Below are 21,104 nucleotides of genomic sequence, written 5' to 3' on the forward strand. Positions count from 1 at the left end.
AATAGAAATGAACAGAGATTGCAGATCAAGAGCTGTAAGTGAGCTGGCTTACCTCAGTGCAGCTGCACTTACATGACACGTTTGAACAGCTTCTCCAGGTCATAGGAAGAGAAAGAAACCACGATCGGCCGTCCATGCGGACATGTATATGGCTGGCGGCAAGCTGCCAGCCTGGACAGCAGAGCCTCTACCTCCTGCTCTGTAAGCTTTTGATTGGCCTTGATGGACGCCTTGCAGGAGCAGAGAATGGAGGATTTCTCACGCAGTTTGGCCAGGTCGATGTAACGTTCGCTCAGCACCCATTCCGCCATTTCCTCAATGACCGCCTTCTCATCTCCCTCAGGGAACCAGTACGGCAAGGAACGGACCAGAAAAGTCTGTCCTCCGAAATGCTCAAGAAATACACCTGCCTGTTCGAACCAATGCAGCCTTTCACTGAGCTGGCGGCTCTCCGAAGGGGTGAATTCCAGGGTGATCGGCAGGAGAAGCTCCTGCGAAGCATCCTCGGGACGCCCGAATTTCTCATAATAATATTCATAATTAATCCGTTCATGTGCCGCATGCTGGTCAATCAGATAAAGCCCGCTGTCATTCTGGGCAATAAGATATGTCCCATGATGCTGGCCGATATAATTCAGCTCAGGGAACTGAGGAAGCGCAGGATCTTCACTGCCGGCTGGAGCATACAGCTCCTCTGCTGATGGCATCCCTCCCCGGGTCGGCATTGCCCCGGCAGGCTGGCGGTAGCTGCCGCCAGTCCCTTCACGCGGCAATGAAGAAGTACTGCCGCTGTATGACGCAGCAGTCTCCCGGGCCACCGGCATTGCGCTCTGAGGCTCTCCTGTCCGCTGCTGTGTGTTGCCCGAGTAGCGTTCTCCTCCTGCAGCACCGCTACCGAAGGAGGAAGCACCGCTGATTCCGCTGTTCCAGGAGCCCGGTCTCTCTGCAGGATGGTTAGCATCCAATGTACCCGCTTGCTGCAGATCACTCTGCGGAGCAACACCGGAGGGCATATCACTTCGCGGACCAGCGGTCCGCGGGTCTTGACTGTCTTGGTCATTACGGGCCATTCCTGGCAGGCCATCGGCTGGCTGAGGAATGGCTCCTTTCGGAAAGGCAAACTGCTCCTGGATAAAGGAACTGCTGCCCTTGGCGCCTATTATTTCTTTGCCCGGCCGCGGAATCAGACTCTGGCCCAGCAGAACCTTGCGGATCTCCTGTTCAACAAATGCGTACAGTTCGATCTCCTTGCTGAAACGCACCTCCAATTTCGCCGGGTGTACATTGACGTCGACGAGAGACGGATGCATGTCCAGCTGCAATACGAGCAGCGGATAGCGGTTAATCGGCAGCAGCGTGTGATAAGCCCGCATAATAGCCGCATTCAGCCCGTTACTGCGGATGTATCTTCCGCCTACAATCGTGGTGACCGCATTGCGGTTGGAGCGGGTCCACTCCGGCCTGCTGACAAAGCCGGCAATCCGGTAATCCGGATCTTCTGCTGAGATCGGCAGCATCGCCTTGGCCGCTGATGTACCGTAAACGGCAGCAATCACCTGTAACAGATCGCCATTGCCAAGTGTATGCAGCAGCTGATTACCGTTGTGATGCAACGTAAAGGAGATGGACGGATGAGCCAAAGCCATCCGGTACATCGCATCCGAAATATGCCCCAGCTCGGTTTGGATGCTCTTCATATATTTCAGCCTTGCCGGTGTGTTGAAAAATAATTCCCTTACTGCAAGATCACTTCCCTTGCCGGAAGGTGTATCCTCGTTGCGGATCAGCTTCCCGCCTTCGATATCAATCAATCTGCCTTTACCATCATCACTGCTGGCAGTCAGAAGGGACACCTTCGAGACAGCGGCGATACTGGGCAAAGCCTCGCCGCGGAAGCCAAGGCTCGTGATCAGGAACAGATCGCGTCCATTCGCAATCTTGCTGGTCGCATGGCGGTAGAAGGCGGTCTCGCAGTCCTCTGGCTCAATACCTGAGCCGTTGTCTTTGACGCGGATGCTCTGCAATCCGCCCTCTTCAACAGAAACCTCAATTCGGGTGCTGCCGGCATCAATCGCGTTCTCCACCAGCTCCTTCACAACGGAAGCCGGCCGCTCCACAACCTCACCCGCTGCAATCTGGTTGGCAATATGCTCGTCCAGTACATGAATTTTAGCCATTTTGTATTCACCTCGCCAATAGTGATGTTTGTTCTTCGCTAGAATTACGCTTACTTGGAAAAACCCTAAGTTACAGCTCCTTGGCTTTTTGCTTAAGCTCATTCAACAGGCCCATTGCCTGCAGAGGGGTCATATTCATCAGATCTGCACCCTGAACAGCGGCAACCAGCTCTTTCAGTAGCGGATTTTCTTTAACAGGTGCAGGTGCGGAAGCCGCTCCACCTTTACGGTTCCTGCGCGGCTCTTCTTCCCCAAAGATCGACAGTTGTACGACTTCAGCGTCTTCTGCATCCGGCAAGGAGGCCAGCGAGACGGCAGCTTCGGTGTAAGCTGATCCGCCTGATTTGCTCACGGCGGCTGCATTGCCCGCATGCATGAAGGCAGCATCCTCTCCTGATGGCAATACATCCGTGTCTTGCGTCCGGCTTGCAGATAGTCCACTTGCCTGTTCCTTCACACTGTGACGACTCTCATAGGCAGTTCCGTATTGCAGCGCAGGCGAGCCCGGAGGTGCCGACTGCTCAATGCTCTGGAGCAGACCATATGCCCGGTCAATAATACCTTCCGGCAATCCGGCCAACCGGGCACAATAGATGCCATAGCTGCTGTCGGCAGCTCCCGGCACAAGCTTGCGCAGGAAGTTCACTTTGTCTCCGCTTTCTTGCACGGCCATAGAATAATTCTTCAGCCCTTGCAGGCTCTGCTCCAAATGGGCCAGCTCATGAAAATGCGTCGAGACCAGTGCTTTGCAGGCAATGGTATCATGCACGTATTCAATAACCGCCTGGGCAATAGCCATGCCCTCGCTTGTTGAGGTGCCCCGGCCCAGCTCGTCAATAATAATAAGGCTGCGCGATGTTGCTTTCTCAGTCATGACCTGAATATCGGCCATCTCCACCATAAAGGTGCTCTGCCCGCCGATCAGGTCATCCGCCGCTCCAATCCGTGTAAAGATCCGGTCTATCAGCGGAACCTCCGCGCTTTCTGCCGGAACAAAGCAGCCGATTTGGGCCAGAATGCAGATCAGGGCCACCTGGCGCATGTATGTGCTTTTGCCAGCCATGTTAGGGCCGGTGATAAGCAATATATTGCCTTCATTCTTGCTCAGTGTGCTGCCGTTTGCTATAAATGCAGAATCTTTCAGCACCGCTTCTACTACCGGATGCCGTCCACCTGTAAGACTCATGTCATAACCGTCGGATAGCTTGGGTTTTACAAACCGGTGCTCGGCGCTGACCGCAGCAAGACATTGATACACATCTATTTCCGCAACCTTCTCCGCCAAGGCCTGCAGCCGGGGAATTTGTGCGCCAATACGGTCCCGCAGCTCGGTAAACAGGCTGTATTCGAGATCAGTCATTTTGTCCTGGGCTTCGAGAATCAGCGCTTCTTTCTCTTTCAGCTCAGGGGTAACATAACGCTCTGCATTCGCCAGGGTCTGCTTGCGTTCATATCTTCCTTCCGGCAAGGAAGCAAGATTGGAGCGGGTAATTTCTATATAATAGCCGAAAATTTTGTTGTAGCCGATCTTCAGCGACTTGATGCCTGTAGCCTGGCGCTCCTTCGCCTCCAGCTCGGCGATCCAGCGTTTACCGCTGCTGCTCGCTTCCCGCAGCTCGTCCAGGCGCTCATGATAGCCTGTCCGGATAATTCCCCCGTCCCGCACAGACACCGGCGCATCTTCGGTAATTGCCCGCTCGATATCCTCACGCAGCTCTGCACATTCATCCATGGTGGAACCGATCTCTCTCAGCGTCTCTGAACCTGAAGTCAGACACATATCTTTCAGGGCCGGTATTTGTGCCAGTGACTGCTTCAGGGCATTCATATCGCGTCCGTTGGCACTGCCGAAGGCGATGCGCCCGACGAGCCGCTCCAGATCATAGATTTCTTTCAGCGCCCCGCGCAAATCCTCACGGACAATGAACTGGTTATAGAGATAATCTACTGCCTCCAGTCGACGCTCAATCGGAGCCCGCTGCAGGAGCGGCTTGTCAATTCTGCGGCGCAAAAGACGCCCGCCCATCGAAGTTTCGGTGCGGTCCAGCAGCCAGAGCAGTGAACCTTTTTTGGAGCGCTCGCGCACCGTTTCAGTGAGTTCCAGATTGCGGCGTGTGAACGGATCCAGAATCATATAGTTGCCAGGCTCATACGGCGAAATCTGGCTAAGCTGTCCCAGGGAACGCCGCTGGGTTTCACTCAAATAGGAAATGAGCATCGCCAGACATTTGCCCCGTTCACTCTCCAGACGCACCCAGGCCGCTTCGCCGAACTGGCGGCGGGCCAATTCCTCTTCGCGTTTCTCCCAAGGTGTGTACACGACCGGCTTCGCCAGAAGTGAGGCCTCACTGCGCAGACTCTCGAGCAGGTTAGCATCTCCGATAATCTCGGCTGGCTCATAAATGCCGATCTCGTCACGCAGCCATTCCGAACCTGAAAGAACGGAAGTGACATACAGCTCACCCGTAGTCAAATCGCAGGCAGCCAGAGCCATCATCCCGTCCTGCTCGGTCACGCAAACGAGGTAGTTGTTGCTTTTGTCCGTAATAATTTTGCCGTCCATTACTGTACCTGGTGTGACTACGCGGACAATATCCCGGCGCACCATGCCCTTTGTTACAGAGGGATCATCCAGCTGCTCGCAAATCGCAACCTTGTATCCCTTTTCGATCAAACGCTGTATGTAACCTTCCGCGGCATGGTATGGCACTCCACACATCGGAATGCGCTCTTCGCCCCCACCCTCACGGCCGGTTAAAGTAATCTCAAGCTCTTTCGAAGCGAGAACCGCATCCTCGAAGAACATTTCATAAAAATCGCCCAGCCGGAAAAAAAGGAAAGCGTCCTTTGCCCCTTCCTTTACCTTTAAATACTGTTCTATCATCGGCGTATATTTTGCCATCATTGACCTCCATACCTATCTTCTGTGTTCTCTATTATAACAGAAACCTGCAAGGCAAAGTCACCCCGGGAAGTCACAATAAGAGAACACCAAGAGAACACCAGAGCTGGAACGCTGCCTGCATCGGGTGCATTACAGATATTGTTAATTATAGCCATTGAAGATCAGCATGACCATATGATGTGCTTTTTCAATAATTTGCTGTAAAATTATAAAGGAATTATTATACATTACTGAAACTGAAGGAGGTACAAGCTTGATACGCAAACTGAATGAAGCCGACCGGGAAAATTTGATGGAACTGGTAGGCAAAAATCCGGCTATCAATTTATACATTATCGGAGACGTGGAAAATTTCGGGTTCGAGCAGGATTTCATGGAGCTTTGGGGAGAAAGTGACTCTGTAGACGGGCCGTTAAAAGCAGTGATACTGCGTTTCTACGGAAGTTATTTGCCATATTCAGAGGGGCCTTTTGATGCGGAGGGTTTTGCGGAACTGCTGGGCAGAAACAAAAACGCCGAAATGATCTCCGGCTCTTTAGAGGTCGTGCGGACACTCAGTAAATGGTTGAATATCCGGCAGGAAAAAGAGATGCTTTTCGCCGAGCTGACAGAGATGAATGAGGAAATCCGTACAGCGGCATCCGCTCCTGTGCCCATCCGAAAAGCCACGACACAGGATGTGGATGCTATTTGTGCATTGACGGATGTTATTTCAGAGTTCACCAGCAGTCCGGAGGACGCGCGTAAAACCCTGCATAAAACGCTGGAAAGCGGAACCGGACGCACCTACTTCGTCGAACAGAACGGGGAGGTAATTGCTACTGCGTCAACCGCAGCGGAAAATTCGCGGTCGGCGATGATAGTCGCCGTAGCCACCCACCCGGAATACAGGGGACAAAAATTAGCTTCACGGGTAGTCGCACAGCTTTGTGCCGATATTCTGGCCGAGGGAAAATCACTATGCCTTTTTTATAACAATCCTCAAGCAGGCTTAATCTACAAAAAACTCGGTTTCCGTGATATCGACAAATGGTCCATGACTTATTTACATAAAGAAAATCAACTTACAGGCGCAGGTATATAAGCCTCAGGGCGACAGAATTTCCAACACGATTACCGCTGATTCCTCATGGACTCTTTCCCGGTCCACAGCGGACGGATATCCCGCGATTCATCCCAGGTCTGTTCCGCGGAGATGCAGCGGAACAGCGGTTCTACGTAAGGGGCTGCGCGTGCGTAGCCGTCCAGTGCGCGAAGCTGGTCCTGCAATGGAGCCCAGGCGGGGCGCAGCGGATCTTTGCTGCCGCTGTAATAGGCGGCATGCAGCTCTTCCCGGTCCAGCGGGCGCAAGGTCAGGTCTTCATAGCGGCTCACGATCAGGTGAGCCAGGAAGACCGCGCCTTTGGCGATGACCGGGGACACCAGGAAGCTCGGCAAGGTCCGGTATTCAAAGCCGCCATGCGGCTGAATACGGAAATCGCCGAGCACCCCGTAACGCGGACGCCGCGCCGCAGCCCGGGCGTCCTCCAGCAGCAGCAGCGGCAACGCCAGATAGTTGTCGAGCGCACGCAGCAGCGGCGCCGTCAGCCGGACGCCGCTGAAGTGCAGGTGGCCGCCTAGGGCCCAGCCCTGCAGCGGCATGCCTCCCGCCCGCCAGCGGAGCGAGCGGTCGGATACCATCCGGTCCGCCGTGGCTGCGGCGGACATCAGCTGCGCCAGCAGTGCGCGCGGTTCCCCGCGCGGCGCAGGGCGCAGCTCGGCGACCGGGAACATGCCGCGCGTTCCCGGAGGTCCGGCGTCGCAGCCCGCGACGCCGTCTACGGGCAGGAACCGCGATGCGGGCACGACGCGGCCGGAGGTTTCCCGGAGCAAAAGAAACTCCGGGTCCATGCCCATCAGCATGCCTGGACGGCCAGGCAGCTCCCGGGCCAGGTCGCGGTCCAGCGCCAGCGACGCTGTACGGTAAGGCTCCGGCAGCGGCTTGCCGGCAGGTTCCGCAAGCGGGAGGATCTGTTCCACAAGGTATCGCCTTCCCCCCATAGCCTTTAGCCGGACTTCACCACTGTCCAGGCCCAGGCTGTATAAAGCTCTAACAGCAATTCCCCTCACCAGTCCGGCAGTTCCGCGCCGCTCCGGGACGGGACTGTAATGCGCCTGTTCACCGAGTATTCCGTAATCTCCGGGATTTCCAGGGTCTCCATGATCTTCATGGCTATCAATTTCACCCTCATCTAGCAAGCTAACACCGGTGCCCCCGGACACACTATCCCTACCGATTGAGGCAGCTGGGCGGGTATTCCCCGCTGCAGCACTCATGGCCCGGCCGGTACCCAGCGGTGTGATCACAAGCACCGCCAAATTGAATACTTTAACCAAGTATTGCTGTTTGTGTCTGTCCATATCGGGACCCTTCTTATATGTATGGCCATTTGCAACAGCTATTCTTCCGGCTTGCCCTGCATCCCTCTCCAAGCGATTCCCGCCGGCAGACAGAGCAGCCTCCAGTCCACAGCGCCGCAGCCGGAGCTCTTGTTGCTCCGGAGTTAGCTGCAGGTACTCCTTTAATCCTTCATTCACGCTGGCTCCTCCCTAGTGGTTCGTTCCCCTAACTTTAGAAATAAATAAAAAATAAAAAGGAGGGCATTCGCCCTCTCGCCGCCGCCCTCACTACATATAATGGATTATAACCCACCCGATATTCAGTTGGCGGCGGCGCATTCCTTCCTTACAGCTCATCATCCAGGGCGTCAGGATCCAGATCATCGAAATCAAAGCTTTCACCGTCGAAATCGTAATCCTTGTCTTCCGGATCATCCGTTTGGTCAGTGACAAACACGCGAACCTTGGTCTCAGCCACCAGTTCCGCTTCGAATTCCCGCTCTACGCGAAGTGTCACACTGCCGCCGCCCGGAGAGACACCGGCTTCCACACAATTGGGTTCCTGCGTTGCCTCCGCAGAGACCTCTACCGTGGAAGCACGGTGTCTCGGATCCAGATACGACAGCGGAATGAGCTCCACATAGGAGACCGTTTCCTTGGCTACCTCGGTCTGCTTGTTTTTGTCGTACGAATACCAGATGTTCACATCGTAAGTACCGATTACTTCGATTCCGTTTCCGGCGGCAACCGCTTCGTACTGGTGGTTAATAATCCAAGCCCCCAGAATACTTGTCGGATGATGTGGCGGAGTCACGGTATGAGTTGCGGTAGAGAACTTACGACCTTTGCCGCAAATTGCCTTCGTAATGATCTCCCTTGTTTGACGTTTATGACTTAATGACATCTTTAAACCTCCTCCATACAATCATTCACTATCAAGTGTATGCACGTTCTGGGCATTTGTTGATTGTTAGAGTAGAAATAAATTTGGGTAAGCCCTCCATGCGCCCCGTTATAAGATTCATAGTTCATTTTATTGCAAAAATCCCCCGGTTATGAGTACATAGCAAAAAAACGGACAGCCCATAGGGCAACCGTAGAACTTCCGTTAAGCCGCGACTCCACTCCCGCTATTGTAGCCGTTATTCTTAATATCAGAACAGCAAAGACACCCGCAGCAACCGCCTGCGGGTGTCTTCATACGGGGTTTTATAGCGGTATTACCCGCATAATCCCCAAATCCCGGTGCCTGCTGAGATCAATGAAATCCTCATCAATATTAACCAATGGCCGCAGCGGATCATGCGCGAGAATCATGATGATTTTGCCTATCCGCCCATCCGAGAGCACTACTTCGTTGCCTATCATTGACTGCATCAGCTTATTGATAAAGACACTGCAAATATAAGGGTCAAGCTTGCCGTAGACATTATCCTCCATCTGCCTCAAAACCTCATATAAAGGCGAGGCCTTCCGGTAGTAGCGGTCAGAAGTCATCGCATGGAAAATATCCACCACGGCAACTATTTTACTGAAATCCGTAATCCGGTGACCCAGAACACCGAAAGGGTATCCGCTGCCATCCATGCGTTCATGATGCTGCAGCGCAACGAGTGCCTGCATATGATTGGTGCCGACCGTGTCCCTGATCATCTCGTATCCAATAGTGGTATGCTTTTTCATCATCGCAAGCTCTTCTTCATTCAGGGGTCCGGGCTTGGACAAAATTTCAGCAGGTATCATAATTTTCCCGATATCATGAAGCGTTGCGGCAATGGTCAGCATACTTAGTTCTTCCGGTTTCAGCTTGAGCCACTTCCCCAGAAGTGTAGACAAAATTCCGACTGCAACATTATGTCTGTATGTATAATCATCCTTAGACTGCAACGCAGCCAATATTCCGTAAAAATCGTTTTTCTCACTAACCCGCTGGATAAAGGGAATGACTTCATTGCGCAGCTCAATCATGGGCAGCCGTTTGCTCTTGTTAAAACGTAGTTGCTCAAAGATACTCTCCATCGCAGACGTGCACTCGTCAACCGCAATCTGATAGAAAGCTGCACTGTCCACTTGAACCACATCATGCGGCTCGAGAAAGATTTTGTGCTGACTGATCAGACGGATATGATCACTGCTTAACAAAGTCAGTGCGGGCAGAACAAACACGCCATTATGATTGAAGAGATTCTCAACAAGCTGTTTACCGATATATTGTTCATTGCTGTTGTTCAACAGTCCTCACCTACCTGCGCAGAAATTCACCTATGCGAACTGTCTGCAGTAATTGGAACTTTCACTGCCCCATCTTCTAATGAATAACACGTTAATCCTGTTGCCTGAACAAAAACTGAATGACGGGACAATTACCAGCTCACTTTTAGTTCTTACATTTCTTATCGTTATTTTACGCGGCAATGTTAATACCTCACCGACATTTACATTTTTTAGATTACGAGGATCACCGGAAAGTGGCCGGTCGTTTCAGCGGTTTGGCTTCAACCGGAACCTTATGGCGTTTGGCAATTTTCAGATAAAGCGCCAGCTCCCGGCAGAGCTGCAGAATCGCAGAACGGACCTCGAACTCTTCACGGGTTTCCGGCAGCTCCATCCGCTCGAACTCCTGCTCAAGCGCATCCAACAGCTTCTCCGTCCGTCCAGTGTATTCCTCTGCCAGTACATCATTAGAGAGCTGATCGAACAATTCGGCAACCATATCTCCATGCGGCAGCTGCCGGTACACCTGGGAGAGTAATTGCATCATATTCTGGATCGACTCCAGTTGCTCCTTTCGCATATAGAAATAAATATTCCAGGCCTCATCCGGATGAATCACATGGTTTTCCATTTCCCTGGACGCAGCCGTCAGCCCCCGCTGTACGGCCTCGTTCGCACCGATAAGCTCCTTACCGTCCCAGATATAACCCGGGTCCCGCAGCGTCCTTGCCATTTGTACAAATATAATCGAAAAGTACTTGTCGACCTCCTTGCGGATACCCGCAATTACCCCGCCGGTCTGCGGCATATAGATCAGATTGACCAGCCCCGCCGATCCCAGGCCCACAACCAGCAGCTCAATCTGCTGCAGCAGAACATGAAGTGACAGTTCAGCTTGTCCGAACACGCGGAACACGATTACCGAGCTGGTAACGATGCCCTCCTTAAAGCCCGATTTAACGATCAGCGGGAAACCGAACAGCACATACAAGCCAAGTACCCAATAATGAAAGCCCAGGATGAAAAACAGAATACAGCCTAAAAAGAGTCCCACAAGCGAGGCTGAGAAACGTGCCATTATCGTTCGGAGACTCCTTTTACGCGTAGTTTCCACTCCGAGGATCGCAAGCAGGCCTGCGCTCTGCGCGTTAGGTATGCCTATTGCGGCTGCCAGCAGAATGGACAGCAGCGTCGCCGCCGCTGTTTTGATAATTCGAAATCCCATGTAAATACCTCTCCTTGGCGTTTCATCATTCAGGTAAAGATATAAACATGGTACAAGATTTTCCGGGGAGACACAATATGACATGTTTCTCACCGTCTCGACAATAACAGCTTCTCCACATAGACAACCATCTGGTACATCGCCGTAGCCACCGCTGCAATAATCAGCAGACTGGACATGACAAGAGTGAAATTGAACACCTGAAAACCATATATAATCAGATATCCAAGCCCCGACCTCGCTACCAAAAATTCACCGACAATTACACCCACCCAGGACATGCCAACGTTTACCTTCAAGGTAGAAACAACCGTAGGGAAGGATGCCGGCAGGATAACCTTGAAAAACTCCTGTACTCTTGTCGCCCCAAACGACCTGACCACCTTCACAAGATTCGGGTCTACGCTGCAAAAACTGTTATACACAACAAGAGTCGTAATGAGAACAGTGATGGATAAAGTAGTGATGACGATTGCAGTAAATCCGGCACCGAACATCACGATAAAGATAGGCCCCAGCGCCACCTTAGGCATACTGTTGAAAACGACCATGTACGGGTCAAGCACCGCTGATAAAAAAGGCGACCACCAGATGATCACTGCCAGCAATGTTCCAAGCAGCGTTCCGAGTACAAAGCCGACCACGGTCTCCCCTACGGTTATGCCCAAATGCGGCCAGAGGCTTCCGCTGATCATGTCTTCCCAGATCTGACGGAAGACCTTCGTCGGATAGCTGAACAGCAGTTCGTCAATCCAGCCCAGCCGGGCCCCTGCTTCCCATAGCAGAAAAAACAGCAGCAGCAGACTGCCACGCACGGCCATGACCCTGCTCTGCCAGCGCCGTTTTTTCTTCCTGTAATCGTTATGTTTCTGCTCCAGCCATTGTGCGCGGGAAGCCGTTATTTCGCTTTGCTGACTTGATTTCATACGTCTTCCCTCCCAGCCAACTCCATTTCCTTCCAGACGCCATGAAAAAGCTCCGCGAAACCGGGCAAGTCCCTCGCATACAGCGGGGGCGTATTGCGGATTTCCTCCGGAACGGTAAATATCTTACGTATTCTCCCCGGGTTCCGCTGCAGCAGTATCACCCTGCTGCTGACGGCGATCGCCTCTGACAGATCATGGGTAACCAGTACCGCAGTGGTCCCGCGGCGGCGCAGCGTCTCAGATACCAGATCCTCGAGCTGCAGCTTGATTTGATAATCAAGCGCAGAGAACGGTTCATCCAGCAGCAGCAGGCCCGGGTCGGTAGCCAGTGTCCGTACCAGTGCCACACGCTGGCGCATACCGCCGGACAGCTGTGACGGATAGGCTTGCTCTTTGCCCTCCAGCCCCATATCCTTCAGCAGCTCCAGCGTCTTTTGACGTGTGTTTTCGTTCAGATTTCCGGTGAGCTCCAGTCCAAGCAGAGCGTTGTCCATGATCGTCCGCCAAGGAAAAAGGTAATCTTGCTGGAGCATATACCCTACCTCCGGGGAGGGACCCTTGAGACGATGTCCGTTAACGAACACTTCGCCGCGGGATGGACTGAGCAGCCCGGCTATGATCGACAACAGTGTCGTCTTGCCGCAGCCGCTCGGCCCGACGAGACTGACGAACTCTCCTTGTTCTACACTGAGGCTGAGGTCCTCAATGGCCAGAGAAGCCTCGCGGTCACCCAGATAGGCATGCGTCACTTCCTCCAATTGCACTACTGGCAGCATATCAGCCCCTCCTAACCCTTAGTCTGAAGACAACGCTACTTGACGTTGTCTTTCGCATTTTCCGCAAAGCTGTTGTTCACAATTTTCTCCGCCGGAACCCGTTCTTTCAGCTCTCCGGCATTATCCATAACATCCAGCAGATTGTTCCACTCTTCGCCTTCCACGACCGGATCGACGGCATAGGTGTCCTGCTCTTTATAGCGCTTGATCGCGGAGATCACAATCTCACGCTCCGTTTTATCAAAATACGGAAGTACCGCATCGGCAATCTCTTCCGGACTATGCTCTTTCACCCATAGCTGTGCACGCTGGATTGCATTGGTAAATTTTTGCACAGTATCACTATTTTTCTTGATATAACTACCCTTGGACATAAAAGCCGTATAAGGTAGGTAACCGCTCTCCACCCCAAAGGATGCCACCACCTGGCCCCGGTCTTCCCTCTCAAAAATGGAAGCCTGTGGCTCAAACAGTTGTACATAATCACCTGTCCCGGAGGCAAAGGCACCGGCAATATTGGCAAAGTCGATATTTTGAATCAGCGTGAGGTCCTTTTCGGCATCAATCCCTTTGTTAAACAAAGTAAAGGCACCCGCCATTTGCGGCATACCCCCTTTTCTTTGTCCGAGGAAGGTCGACCCCTTTACTTTATCCCAGTTAAAGTCCGCATCCGGTTTGCGGGCGAACAGGAATGTACCGTCCCGCTGGGTCAGCTGGGCAAAAGTGATAACGGGATCATCCGCTCCCTGCTGATAAACATAAATTGAAGTCTCCGGACCAACAAGCGCCACGTCAATGGCTCCTGAGAGCAATGCGGTCATTGTTTTGTCACCGCCGGGTATAGTCTGAAGCTCCACATCCAGCCCCTCTTCCTTGAAGAAGTTCTGGGATAATGCCACATATTCGGGCGCATAAAAGACGGATCGGGTTACTTCGCCGATCTTCACTTTTACCGCAGCCGAGTCTCCGCCGCAGCCGGCGAGCACTGAAAAACACAAGGCGAGAATCATGAGCGACAGTGACAGCTTTTTCTTGTTTTTCATTCTTCATTCTCCTTTCTTCCCGGGTCTTTTTGCCCTTGTTTACAGCATATGCGAATACCAAAAGAAAGGTTAAAGAGAGTAACTTTCAAGTGAAAGAACTGGCGCGATTCGACTAAGATATCAATAAAGCGCTTACTATATTTTCATATTAATGAAGCTATTTATTGGAGGGGTCCGCAACAGATGAAATACAAGCCTTTGACCTTGCCTAATCGCTCATGCTGCGCACTTTGACCATTTGCAGGAATATCACTACCATGCTTGCCGGATGCTCTGACAACAACACAAACGCCGTCCAGGCTACCGCTTCTACGGCACCAGAACTTTCACCTGCGCCTTCAAGCGGCGGATTACTTGAATGATTCCGGTTAGCGGCAGCAGGCAAAGCATATCTACGAAGATCAGGTATCGGATAGAAGCGAGGCAACAACTGCCAAAAACGTGGCATGGTGGCAGGAATTCCGCAAAGCGATAATCGAGGTAAACCGCTAGCTTATATCGTGTGGGAGGTATGGGAGAATTCAGCTGTTTACGTAGGGGGCCTATCTGGATCATGCCTTTGATTCGGGGTTTAATTTCAGCCTGGCCGAAGCAGTGCTGAATTCTGCCAATACAGAAAAAGACAGTGGGATTGCCTTTTACTCTGGAGCGAACTTATAAGCTATATTCGCAGATTTCAGGGGGGAGCCTTAGCCAACTGGCGAACAATCCGGATCATGCCAGAATGGCGCAGCTATTCTGCTGACCTTGCCGGACAACCCGTTTATTTATTATGGGGAAGAGATAGGAATGCTTGCAGTGAAGCCCGATGAAGGCCTACGTGAGCCTATGAAATGGACTGCCGATGGTCAAGGAGATGGCCAGACCACCTGGGAGCAGGCGATGAATAACACCGCTAATTCCGGTGCTGATGTGGAGAGTCAGCTGCAGAACAGAAGTTCTCTGCTGGAGCATTAACGTCAGCTTATTTCCTTGCGCAATGAAGTACCTGCACTGAGAGACGGTGGAATTCGCGAATATTCTTCCGGAAACAGAGGCATTATGGCCTTCGAACGGATCACTGCCGGAGAGCAGGTATTGGTGGTTCACAATTTAACTGGCGGGACACAGAACATTTCGCTACATCCCGGCACGAACACCGTTACTTATTCTTCAATAATCAAGACGTTCCGGGGAAAAGCGGGTCAGGCGGACAACATGCTTACACTGCCTGCTTATTCCACAATTATTCTGGAGTAAACACTGGAGATGTTTGCAGCACCCACTCATAGAGAGCAGAGCATATCTGCGCTTTCGTAACCGGAATGGCAACCATCCAGTCCTCCGCGGCTTCGCAGCTCATACGCAGCAGCCAGCCGCTGGAGGTATCTTCAATAAAAAAGGCATGCTGGAGCTTACACTCCTCTTTGCTGCGTGAACACAGCTTAAGCTCTCCTTCAGCCGTTTTGTTCTTCATGACCTTCGCAAGCTGTGCGGATTGCAGCAAATCCCCTGTTTCCGCTGTCAGACATTCTGCCAAAAAACACAAGCTGTAGGTTGCGGCGCTTTCTTTTAGCTCCTCATATCTCCGTCTGGACAGATGCAGACATGGTACATCCTCTACGGTAAACTCTGCAGGCTCAAAGCAATTAAACAGATAATAACAAGCACGCTGCACCTTCTGTGGATCGCTCAGTCTATAGACGAAGGAATCTGAGGGCTCAATGCCTGCGATCAATGTTACATCCTTATGTACCTGCAGGCAGATATCCTGTACTTGCTCACCTTCACAGTATTTTAACCGGCATATTCGGTCCGCGGATGCTGCCATTTGCATCAGATCCGAAATTTCCTTCCCCGCTGGCTTATCTGGGAACAGAAAATTAGCTAAATATACCTTATCCTTTTTATTCACATTGATATATCCTTCCCGGATCCCGCTAACCTTGGAATCACACTGCAATAAAAAAGTCCCAAACTATAAAACTTGTAATCTTTATGTTATCATAAGCTAATTTTAAGGTAAAATTAAGAAACGAGGGGTATGATCTATATCATGAAATACTTGTAGCGAGGTGATTTCAAAATGAGAATGCTCATCACATTTCAGAACAAGCTTGTACCTGTATACTTCACTACAGAAAACAAACAGCCCACCCAGAAGGTTATCCGGTTGCTGAACAGCACGCTGGAGCTCAAAATCCAGAAGGGCAAAAGTGCTCTTCAGAAATGCTTAAATTCTCTGATTAGTATCGAAATTAAAGGCTCTGAAGCTATATTGCACAGTTATAGTGAAAATGATTCATTGGCTCTATCCCTCTATTAATTAGAGGGGTATTTTTTTATGCAATAAAAAAGCACACCCCTTCATTAAGATGGGATGAGCTCCGCTCGTTCTATATGTTGGCCGGGTATCTGTACGTCAGCGGCATATCTCAACTAATCCGGTGATTTCTGTTCTCTTCCTTTTCTGCCTTCTGAATCCGCAGTTTGAACAACTTCACTAAGTTGCGACGAGTCTGCTCTTCGTGACAGTTGTCCAGTTTTTTAATGATAAAACGGTCAATGGACATATCAATCGCTCCTTCTTCAATAAGTTGTATTGCCAACCTGAGGTGAGGAAATCTTTTCCTATAATCCTTGTAACACCTATATAACCGGGTCCTGTATTCCTTAAACTTTGCCCAAAAATGAAAAAGAAGCTGAGTCAGAGCGCTTTTACTACATATTGATGTTCTGCCAAAAAAACAATTCGTTTATAAAGAGATGTAGTAGCCCTGCAAAGAAAAGGCCTTTGCTGTCGAGCGAATAAAAATTTATTTCGACTGTTATTTACAAACTAATTATTAAATGCTATATTATTGATAGTAAGTATTAAATATATATTTAAGGAGAAATCATATGTCTAATGTACTTTTCATCAAAGCCAATAACCGCCCTGCAGATCAATCCGTAAGCGTTCAGCTTTACAACGAATTCCTGGCAAGCTACAAGGAGTCCCACCCGCAAGACGAAATCACTGAACTGGATTTGTTCGCGGAGCAACTTCCTTATTATGACAACACGCTGATTACCGGTGTTTATAAAGCTGCACAAGGCTACGAAGCTACTCCTGAAGAAGCTGCCGGTGCTGCACTGGTTAAGAAATACCTGGATCAGTTCCTTGCCGCTGACAAAGTAGTATTTGCTTTCCCGCTCTGGAACATGACCGTTCCGGCTGTACTTCACACTTACATCGACTACCTGAACCAGGCTGGCACTACATTCAAATACACTGCTGAAGGTCCAGTTGGCTTGCTGACTGGCAAAAAAGCAGCTGTACTCAATGCCAGAGGCGGCATCTATTCCGAAGGACCGGCAGCAAGCGCTGAAATGGCCGTCAACTTCATCATGGGCAACCTGAACTTCTGGGGCTTCAAAGATACTACTCAAGTGATCATCGAAGGCCACAACCAGAACCCTGCACAATCCGCAGAAATCATCGCAAGCGGATTGCAACTGGCCAAGACTGCTGCTGCATCGTTCTAAGAACACGCCAGCATTAAAGGTCCGGTTCTAAAGATAGACATCTGCACTTTAATTAGATATATGCATTGCAATTAGCCGGACTTTTATTTATATATAGCAAGGGCGCAGCTTCTCTGGAGCTGCGCCCTTGCGTTACAAGAGGGGCTCCTTACAGCCATTCTAAGGCTTCAAGGGACCCTCTTGTTCAGGTTACTGTAGCTTAATTATACTGTTCCTCAATATTCCTCCAGCTCCCGGCGCCAGCCGGAATTTCTGGAACGGGAAGGCGCTGCCTTGGTCGCAGCGGCTGCTGTTTTGCGCTTCTGCTTCACTTCTTTGCTGCTCTGGTACAGCAGCTCCTTCTGGGTTTTGCGGTAATTCAGCAGCCGTTTTTCTTCCAGCTCTCCGGTCGATACTGCCGCGAGGACTGCGCAGCCCTCTTCTCGTTCATGTCTGCAATCGCTAAAGCGGCAATCTGCTGCCAGACTGCTGATATCCCCGAATGCGAGATCAAGTCCGCCTTCATCCTCCCACAGCTGCAGTTCACGCATTCCCGGGGTATCGACAATGATACCGCCGTCCGGGAGGATGAACAGTTCCCGGTGAGTGGTCGTGTGCCGCCCCCGGCTGTCCCCTTCCCTGACATCCTGGGTGAGCTGCAGGGTTGCTCCGCTAAGCCAGTTAACCAACGTTGACTTCCCGCAGCCCGAGGAGCCGGTCAGGGCCACTGTCTGACCGCTGCCAATATAGGGCAGCAGTTTATCCCGCCCGTCTCCGAGCAAGGCGCTGACTGCGTACACGGCCACTCCGGGTGCTGCCCGCTCCATCTCTGCAATTTTGCTCTCTGCATCATCACACAAATCCGCTTTGGTCAGCAGGATCACCGGGTTTGCCCCGCTGTTCCAGGCCATGATCAGATATCTTTCCATCCGCCGGACATTAAAATCGTCATTTAACGCACTGACAAGGAATAAAGTGTCTACGTTGGAGGCCACAATCTGTTCCTCATTTGTATTTCCCGCTACCTTCCGCGAAATCACACTTTGCCGGGGCAGCACGCCATGAACAACGGCATGTTCTCCGCCATCCATCATCACCAGCGACACCCAGTCACCGATTGCCGGATAATCCCCGGAATCGTTTAAGGTATGTCTGAGCCTGCCTGCCAGCTCCCCCCAGGTTTCTCCCGTTTCTGTCATAACCCTGTACTTGCTGCCGAAATCGCCGACAATTCTGCCGGGTACAAATGTTTTGTTTTCCAGACTTTGATGCAATTCGTTCCACTTGTTCATCCAGGTTTCATTCCAGCCATATTGTTCTATTGTCATCTAAATCCTCCTGATTGTTTAGTTCGTACACTCCCGGCCCGGCTTCGAAAGAAGCCGGCGGCGGAAATAAATCACTTCGTTTCTTCTGACTAACGTGTATTACGGGAACACAAAAAGCCGCCGGAATCCTCATTCCGGCGGCGGACTTCACAGAAACTCTCCCCTGCACTATGGCAAGGGACAATTTCTGTGAAGTCAAGATCAGAGCATGCCGGTCCCCACCACGAAGAGGAGGATCAGCACATTTCTGTGCGTGAATCCGGTATGCACGAATACAATAACCGTATCCGTACTTACCGATCCACACAAAAAAGCCGCCGGAACACATACGGTTCCCGGCGGCTCTAAAAGGCATCGTAGAGCTTACCCGCAAAGCTGCGTGTTACTTACACTGCAGCTGCTGTTCCCGGAAGACACGTATCCACAACAGTTGTTACCAATCGCGCAATTGCAATATAAACTGTCATATAACATCGTCTCCTTCCGAACTAATATGCTGTAATAATAAACTTGCCGGCAGCATATTGTCAACATCAAAGCTAAAGAATCCCCTTCAACTCATCAAGCTCATGGATGGTTTTCCATGGATGCACATCCAGCTTGTCATCCCATTCATGATTACGCTTCAGCCAGATTGTTTCCATACCCGCCTTGCCTGCACCCCAGATATCGTTCACCGGATGATCGCCGATGAACAGCGTCTGTTCCGCTGTTGTGCCCAGACGCTCCAGTGCAAGACGGTAAATAGCCGGATCCGGCTTGCTGATTCCGGCTTCGCCGGAAATGACTATCGTCTTAAAGAAGCCGCGCAGTCCAAGAAGATCGATTTTGCCATATTGGATCTGTTTCTTGCCGTTCGTAACCAGACCCAGAATATACCCCTGCTCCCGGCAGTAGTTCAAAATATCTTCGGCGTACTTCATAAGCGCTCCGTGCCCGGTGTAGGTCTCATCATAATAGGCCCGGATGTCCGCAGCCGACACTGCCTTCGCCCACGGCAGCACCTCGCTGAGCTCGGCAAAAAAACCATCCTTGTCCCGGTACCCGTCGGCATCCCGCACAATAATATCCTCTACTACCCGCCGTGCTTCTTCCGGCTGCAAATGCCCGAGGAAATCACTTACAAATTGTTCGCTGAAACTGCGGAAGGTTGAATCACGGTCCATGAGCGTGTTATCCAGATCAAACAGTAGTGCTTGTACTTTGTTCATGCAATAATTCTCCTAATCTATAAATTCTTCCGGAACGTGTTACCAGTAATTCATTGTACTATGCCAGCATGAACAAAGAAAAGACCGTTCTGCTGACAGGCACCTCAGTGCCCCTCAACTGAACAGTCTTCCTCGTGTTAAGTGTAAATCGTTCATTCATTCAAAATGCTCCGGGCGATGGGTCAGCATCATCTCTTCCTCCGTGATGTACAGCGGAAATGGCGGTGTTTCTTTCAGATAACGTTCAGTGTGCAGCAGGCGGTAATGAACCTCCGGCAGCCAGGTATCCTCAAGCAGCGGCAGCTTGCCGGTGTCGTTAATATAATTATCCACAGCCGACTGAACCATATCAATATAATAAGGCACCATCTTGTCAGCTTCCTCAAAAATTTCGAAGGTTTCCCGCGACATGTAAAACTTTTGATGAGGCACTCCGCCCAAATATCTCTTGAGCCGGATAAGGTCAATGCTCTTATCCTCCAGAATCAGTGCGGTACGATTGATCGGAGCAGGCATATCTTCTTCAAATTGCCTAACAGCTTGCTTGATCTGCGGCAAAGTAACAGTGAGATGAACGGGAGGTGTATTTTTTTTCGCGCGTTTGAATATCATACTGAAAGTCTCCTTTCGAAGTATATGTCAGATAACGCTTACAATTCCAGTTTATTCGTTATTCGGACATTTAATCAGTCGAACCTTCAATTGTCACAAAAAATCCCCATATATTAGATCATTATTTGACATTTTCCCAGTGAGTCCACATCTCCGGAGGGTTAAGCTCGTATTTGTCATTTTCCCGGTACATAAACTGGTGCATGATGAACTCCCGGCGGATCGTGGCATAATCTTCATGGAATGGTTTGATAAACTCGTTGATTTCTTTTTCCGTATACATCACACCGGGTTCAAGCTTCTCAACCATATATTGCAGTGCAATCAGCTTCTTCTTGTATTGTGCGGGAATCTGGCGCAGCCGGCCGTCTTTGGCAAAAAAGTTGCGCAGCACTGAGTCCTTCAGACTCTTGTCTGTAGATAACTCGTCCATATCGTCTGCCCCCTTGGCAAAAATAAATTTAAGCGATGCCTCTGAACCCGCCTTGATAAACTCGGGGTTCAGCGAAAAGTAAACCGTATTCTTGTCTCTGCGCTCCTTGATCATTGCGGCCTCACGAAGCTTGGCAGCATGATGGGTTACGGTAGGCTGTGATAAATTAAGTTTCTCTGCCAGCGCCTGTCCGTGCACCTCCCCCTTGGACAGCAGCAGCAGCATGCGCAGGCGTGTCGGGTCGGATAAAGCTTTATGGTAATTCACAATTTTCTCCAGCTGCATCGGGGTCACTCTCCTATAACATTTGCAAGCAATTTTCACAATCAAACTATGTTTAGATATATATCTAATTATACTCTAATCCAAACTCCAGAGCAATAACGATT

Annotated in this window: 20 protein-coding genes and 1 pseudogene; 5 read left to right on the forward strand and 16 right to left on the reverse strand. The window is 50.8% G+C overall.

The window, feature by feature from the left end; all coding sequences use genetic code 11:
• Positions 1–68 precede the first annotated feature (68 nt).
• Positions 69–2,177: a DNA mismatch repair endonuclease MutL gene (gene mutL / locus NST99_RS19090; protein ID WP_341093808.1), complete on the reverse strand. Its 2,109-nt coding sequence runs from the start codon at positions 2,175–2,177 to the stop codon at positions 69–71.
• Positions 2,178–2,247: 70 nt separating this feature from the next.
• A complete protein-coding gene (gene mutS, locus NST99_RS19095; protein WP_341093810.1) occupies positions 2,248–5,079 on the reverse strand; it encodes a DNA mismatch repair protein MutS in 2,832 nt (943 codons plus the stop codon).
• A 256-nt stretch (positions 5,080–5,335) separates the two neighbouring features.
• On the opposite strand from mutS, the gene NST99_RS19100 reads away from it, so the two are divergent.
• Entirely contained in the window at positions 5,336–6,166 is an 831-nt protein-coding gene (locus NST99_RS19100; RefSeq protein ID WP_341093811.1) for a GNAT family N-acetyltransferase, read from the forward strand.
• A 29-nt stretch (positions 6,167–6,195) separates the two neighbouring features.
• Here the strand turns inward: NST99_RS19100 and NST99_RS19105 are convergent, their stop codons facing one another.
• The 8 genes from NST99_RS19105 to NST99_RS19140 all read right to left on the reverse strand — a co-directional run bounded on the left by NST99_RS19105 (position 6,196) and on the right by NST99_RS19140 (position 14,093).
• Positions 6,196–7,659, reverse strand: a complete 1,464-nt coding sequence (locus tag NST99_RS19105) for a putative amidoligase domain-containing protein (protein ID WP_341093812.1) — start codon at positions 7,657–7,659, stop codon at positions 6,196–6,198.
• Positions 7,660–7,807: 148 nt separating this feature from the next.
• Entirely contained in the window at positions 7,808–8,365 is a 558-nt protein-coding gene (locus NST99_RS19110) for an outer spore coat protein CotE (protein WP_038593037.1), read from the reverse strand.
• A gap of 305 nt (positions 8,366–8,670) precedes the next feature.
• Positions 8,671–9,693, reverse strand: coding sequence for an HD-GYP domain-containing protein (locus tag NST99_RS19115; RefSeq protein WP_038593039.1), 1,023 nt, complete (start codon positions 9,691–9,693; stop codon positions 8,671–8,673).
• A 226-nt stretch (positions 9,694–9,919) separates the two neighbouring features.
• Entirely contained in the window at positions 9,920–10,900 is a 981-nt protein-coding gene (locus NST99_RS19120) for an aromatic acid exporter family protein (protein ID WP_341093813.1), read from the reverse strand.
• Between the two features lie 89 nt (positions 10,901–10,989).
• Complete coding sequence (locus tag NST99_RS19125) at positions 10,990–11,826, reverse strand: ABC transporter permease (protein WP_341093814.1); 837 nt, start codon at positions 11,824–11,826, stop codon at positions 10,990–10,992.
• Complete coding sequence (locus NST99_RS19130) at positions 11,823–12,602, reverse strand: ABC transporter ATP-binding protein (protein WP_341093817.1); 780 nt, start codon at positions 12,600–12,602, stop codon at positions 11,823–11,825. The genes NST99_RS19125 and NST99_RS19130 overlap by 4 nt, the downstream gene beginning before the upstream one ends.
• Positions 12,603–12,637: 35 nt before the next feature.
• Positions 12,638–13,645, reverse strand: coding sequence for an ABC transporter substrate-binding protein (locus tag NST99_RS19135; protein WP_341093818.1), 1,008 nt, complete (start codon positions 13,643–13,645; stop codon positions 12,638–12,640).
• Positions 13,646–13,853: 208 nt separating this feature from the next.
• Complete coding sequence (locus NST99_RS19140) at positions 13,854–14,093, reverse strand: hypothetical protein (protein ID WP_341093819.1); 240 nt, start codon at positions 14,091–14,093, stop codon at positions 13,854–13,856.
• A 281-nt stretch (positions 14,094–14,374) separates the two neighbouring features.
• On the opposite strand from NST99_RS19140, the pseudogene NST99_RS19145 reads away from it, so the two are divergent.
• Positions 14,375–14,602: pseudogene (locus tag NST99_RS19145) on the forward strand (alpha-amylase family glycosyl hydrolase); the annotation flags it as partial.
• 9 nt (positions 14,603–14,611) lie between these two features.
• On the forward strand, positions 14,612–14,884 hold the full coding sequence (locus NST99_RS19150) for an alpha-glucosidase C-terminal domain-containing protein (RefSeq protein WP_341097698.1): 273 nt from the start codon (positions 14,612–14,614) through the stop codon (positions 14,882–14,884).
• Here NST99_RS19150 and NST99_RS19155 read toward each other — a convergent pair.
• Positions 14,871–15,455: a hypothetical protein gene (locus NST99_RS19155; RefSeq protein ID WP_341093822.1), complete on the reverse strand. Its 585-nt coding sequence runs from the start codon at positions 15,453–15,455 to the stop codon at positions 14,871–14,873. The genes NST99_RS19150 and NST99_RS19155 overlap by 14 nt on opposite strands.
• Before the next feature lie 255 nt (positions 15,456–15,710).
• Between NST99_RS19155 and NST99_RS19160 the strand changes: the two genes are divergently transcribed.
• Positions 15,711–15,950, forward strand: a complete 240-nt coding sequence (locus NST99_RS19160; protein WP_038593052.1) for a hypothetical protein — start codon at positions 15,711–15,713, stop codon at positions 15,948–15,950.
• A gap of 109 nt (positions 15,951–16,059) precedes the next feature.
• Here NST99_RS19160 and NST99_RS19165 read toward each other — a convergent pair whose 3' ends face one another.
• Positions 16,060–16,233 (reverse strand): hypothetical protein, encoded by a 174-nt coding sequence (locus NST99_RS19165; protein WP_340899901.1) that lies wholly within the window; start codon positions 16,231–16,233, stop codon positions 16,060–16,062.
• A 292-nt stretch (positions 16,234–16,525) separates the two neighbouring features.
• Here NST99_RS19165 and NST99_RS19170 point away from each other — a divergent pair, with 292 nt between their 5' ends.
• A complete protein-coding gene (locus NST99_RS19170; protein ID WP_341093824.1) occupies positions 16,526–17,152 on the forward strand; it encodes an FMN-dependent NADH-azoreductase in 627 nt (208 codons plus the stop codon).
• Positions 17,153–17,367: 215 nt separating this feature from the next.
• Here the strand turns inward: NST99_RS19170 and rsgA are convergent, their stop codons facing one another.
• The 4 genes from rsgA to NST99_RS19190 form a co-directional block, all read right to left on the reverse strand.
• Positions 17,368–18,459: a ribosome small subunit-dependent GTPase A gene (gene rsgA / locus NST99_RS19175; protein ID WP_341093826.1), complete on the reverse strand. Its 1,092-nt coding sequence runs from the start codon at positions 18,457–18,459 to the stop codon at positions 17,368–17,370.
• Between the two features lie 539 nt (positions 18,460–18,998).
• Positions 18,999–19,670: an HAD family hydrolase gene (locus tag NST99_RS19180; RefSeq protein ID WP_341093827.1), complete on the reverse strand. Its 672-nt coding sequence runs from the start codon at positions 19,668–19,670 to the stop codon at positions 18,999–19,001.
• Between the two features lie 156 nt (positions 19,671–19,826).
• Complete coding sequence (locus NST99_RS19185) at positions 19,827–20,282, reverse strand: DUF3939 domain-containing protein (RefSeq protein ID WP_038593064.1); 456 nt, start codon at positions 20,280–20,282, stop codon at positions 19,827–19,829.
• A 121-nt stretch (positions 20,283–20,403) separates the two neighbouring features.
• A complete protein-coding gene (locus tag NST99_RS19190; protein ID WP_341093830.1) occupies positions 20,404–21,000 on the reverse strand; it encodes a DUF2087 domain-containing protein in 597 nt (198 codons plus the stop codon).
• Positions 21,001–21,104: the final 104 nt, after the last annotated feature.

The organism is Paenibacillus sp. FSL L8-0470, assembly GCF_038008625.1.
Classification (GTDB): Bacteria; Bacillota; Bacilli; order Paenibacillales; family Paenibacillaceae; genus Paenibacillus_AQ.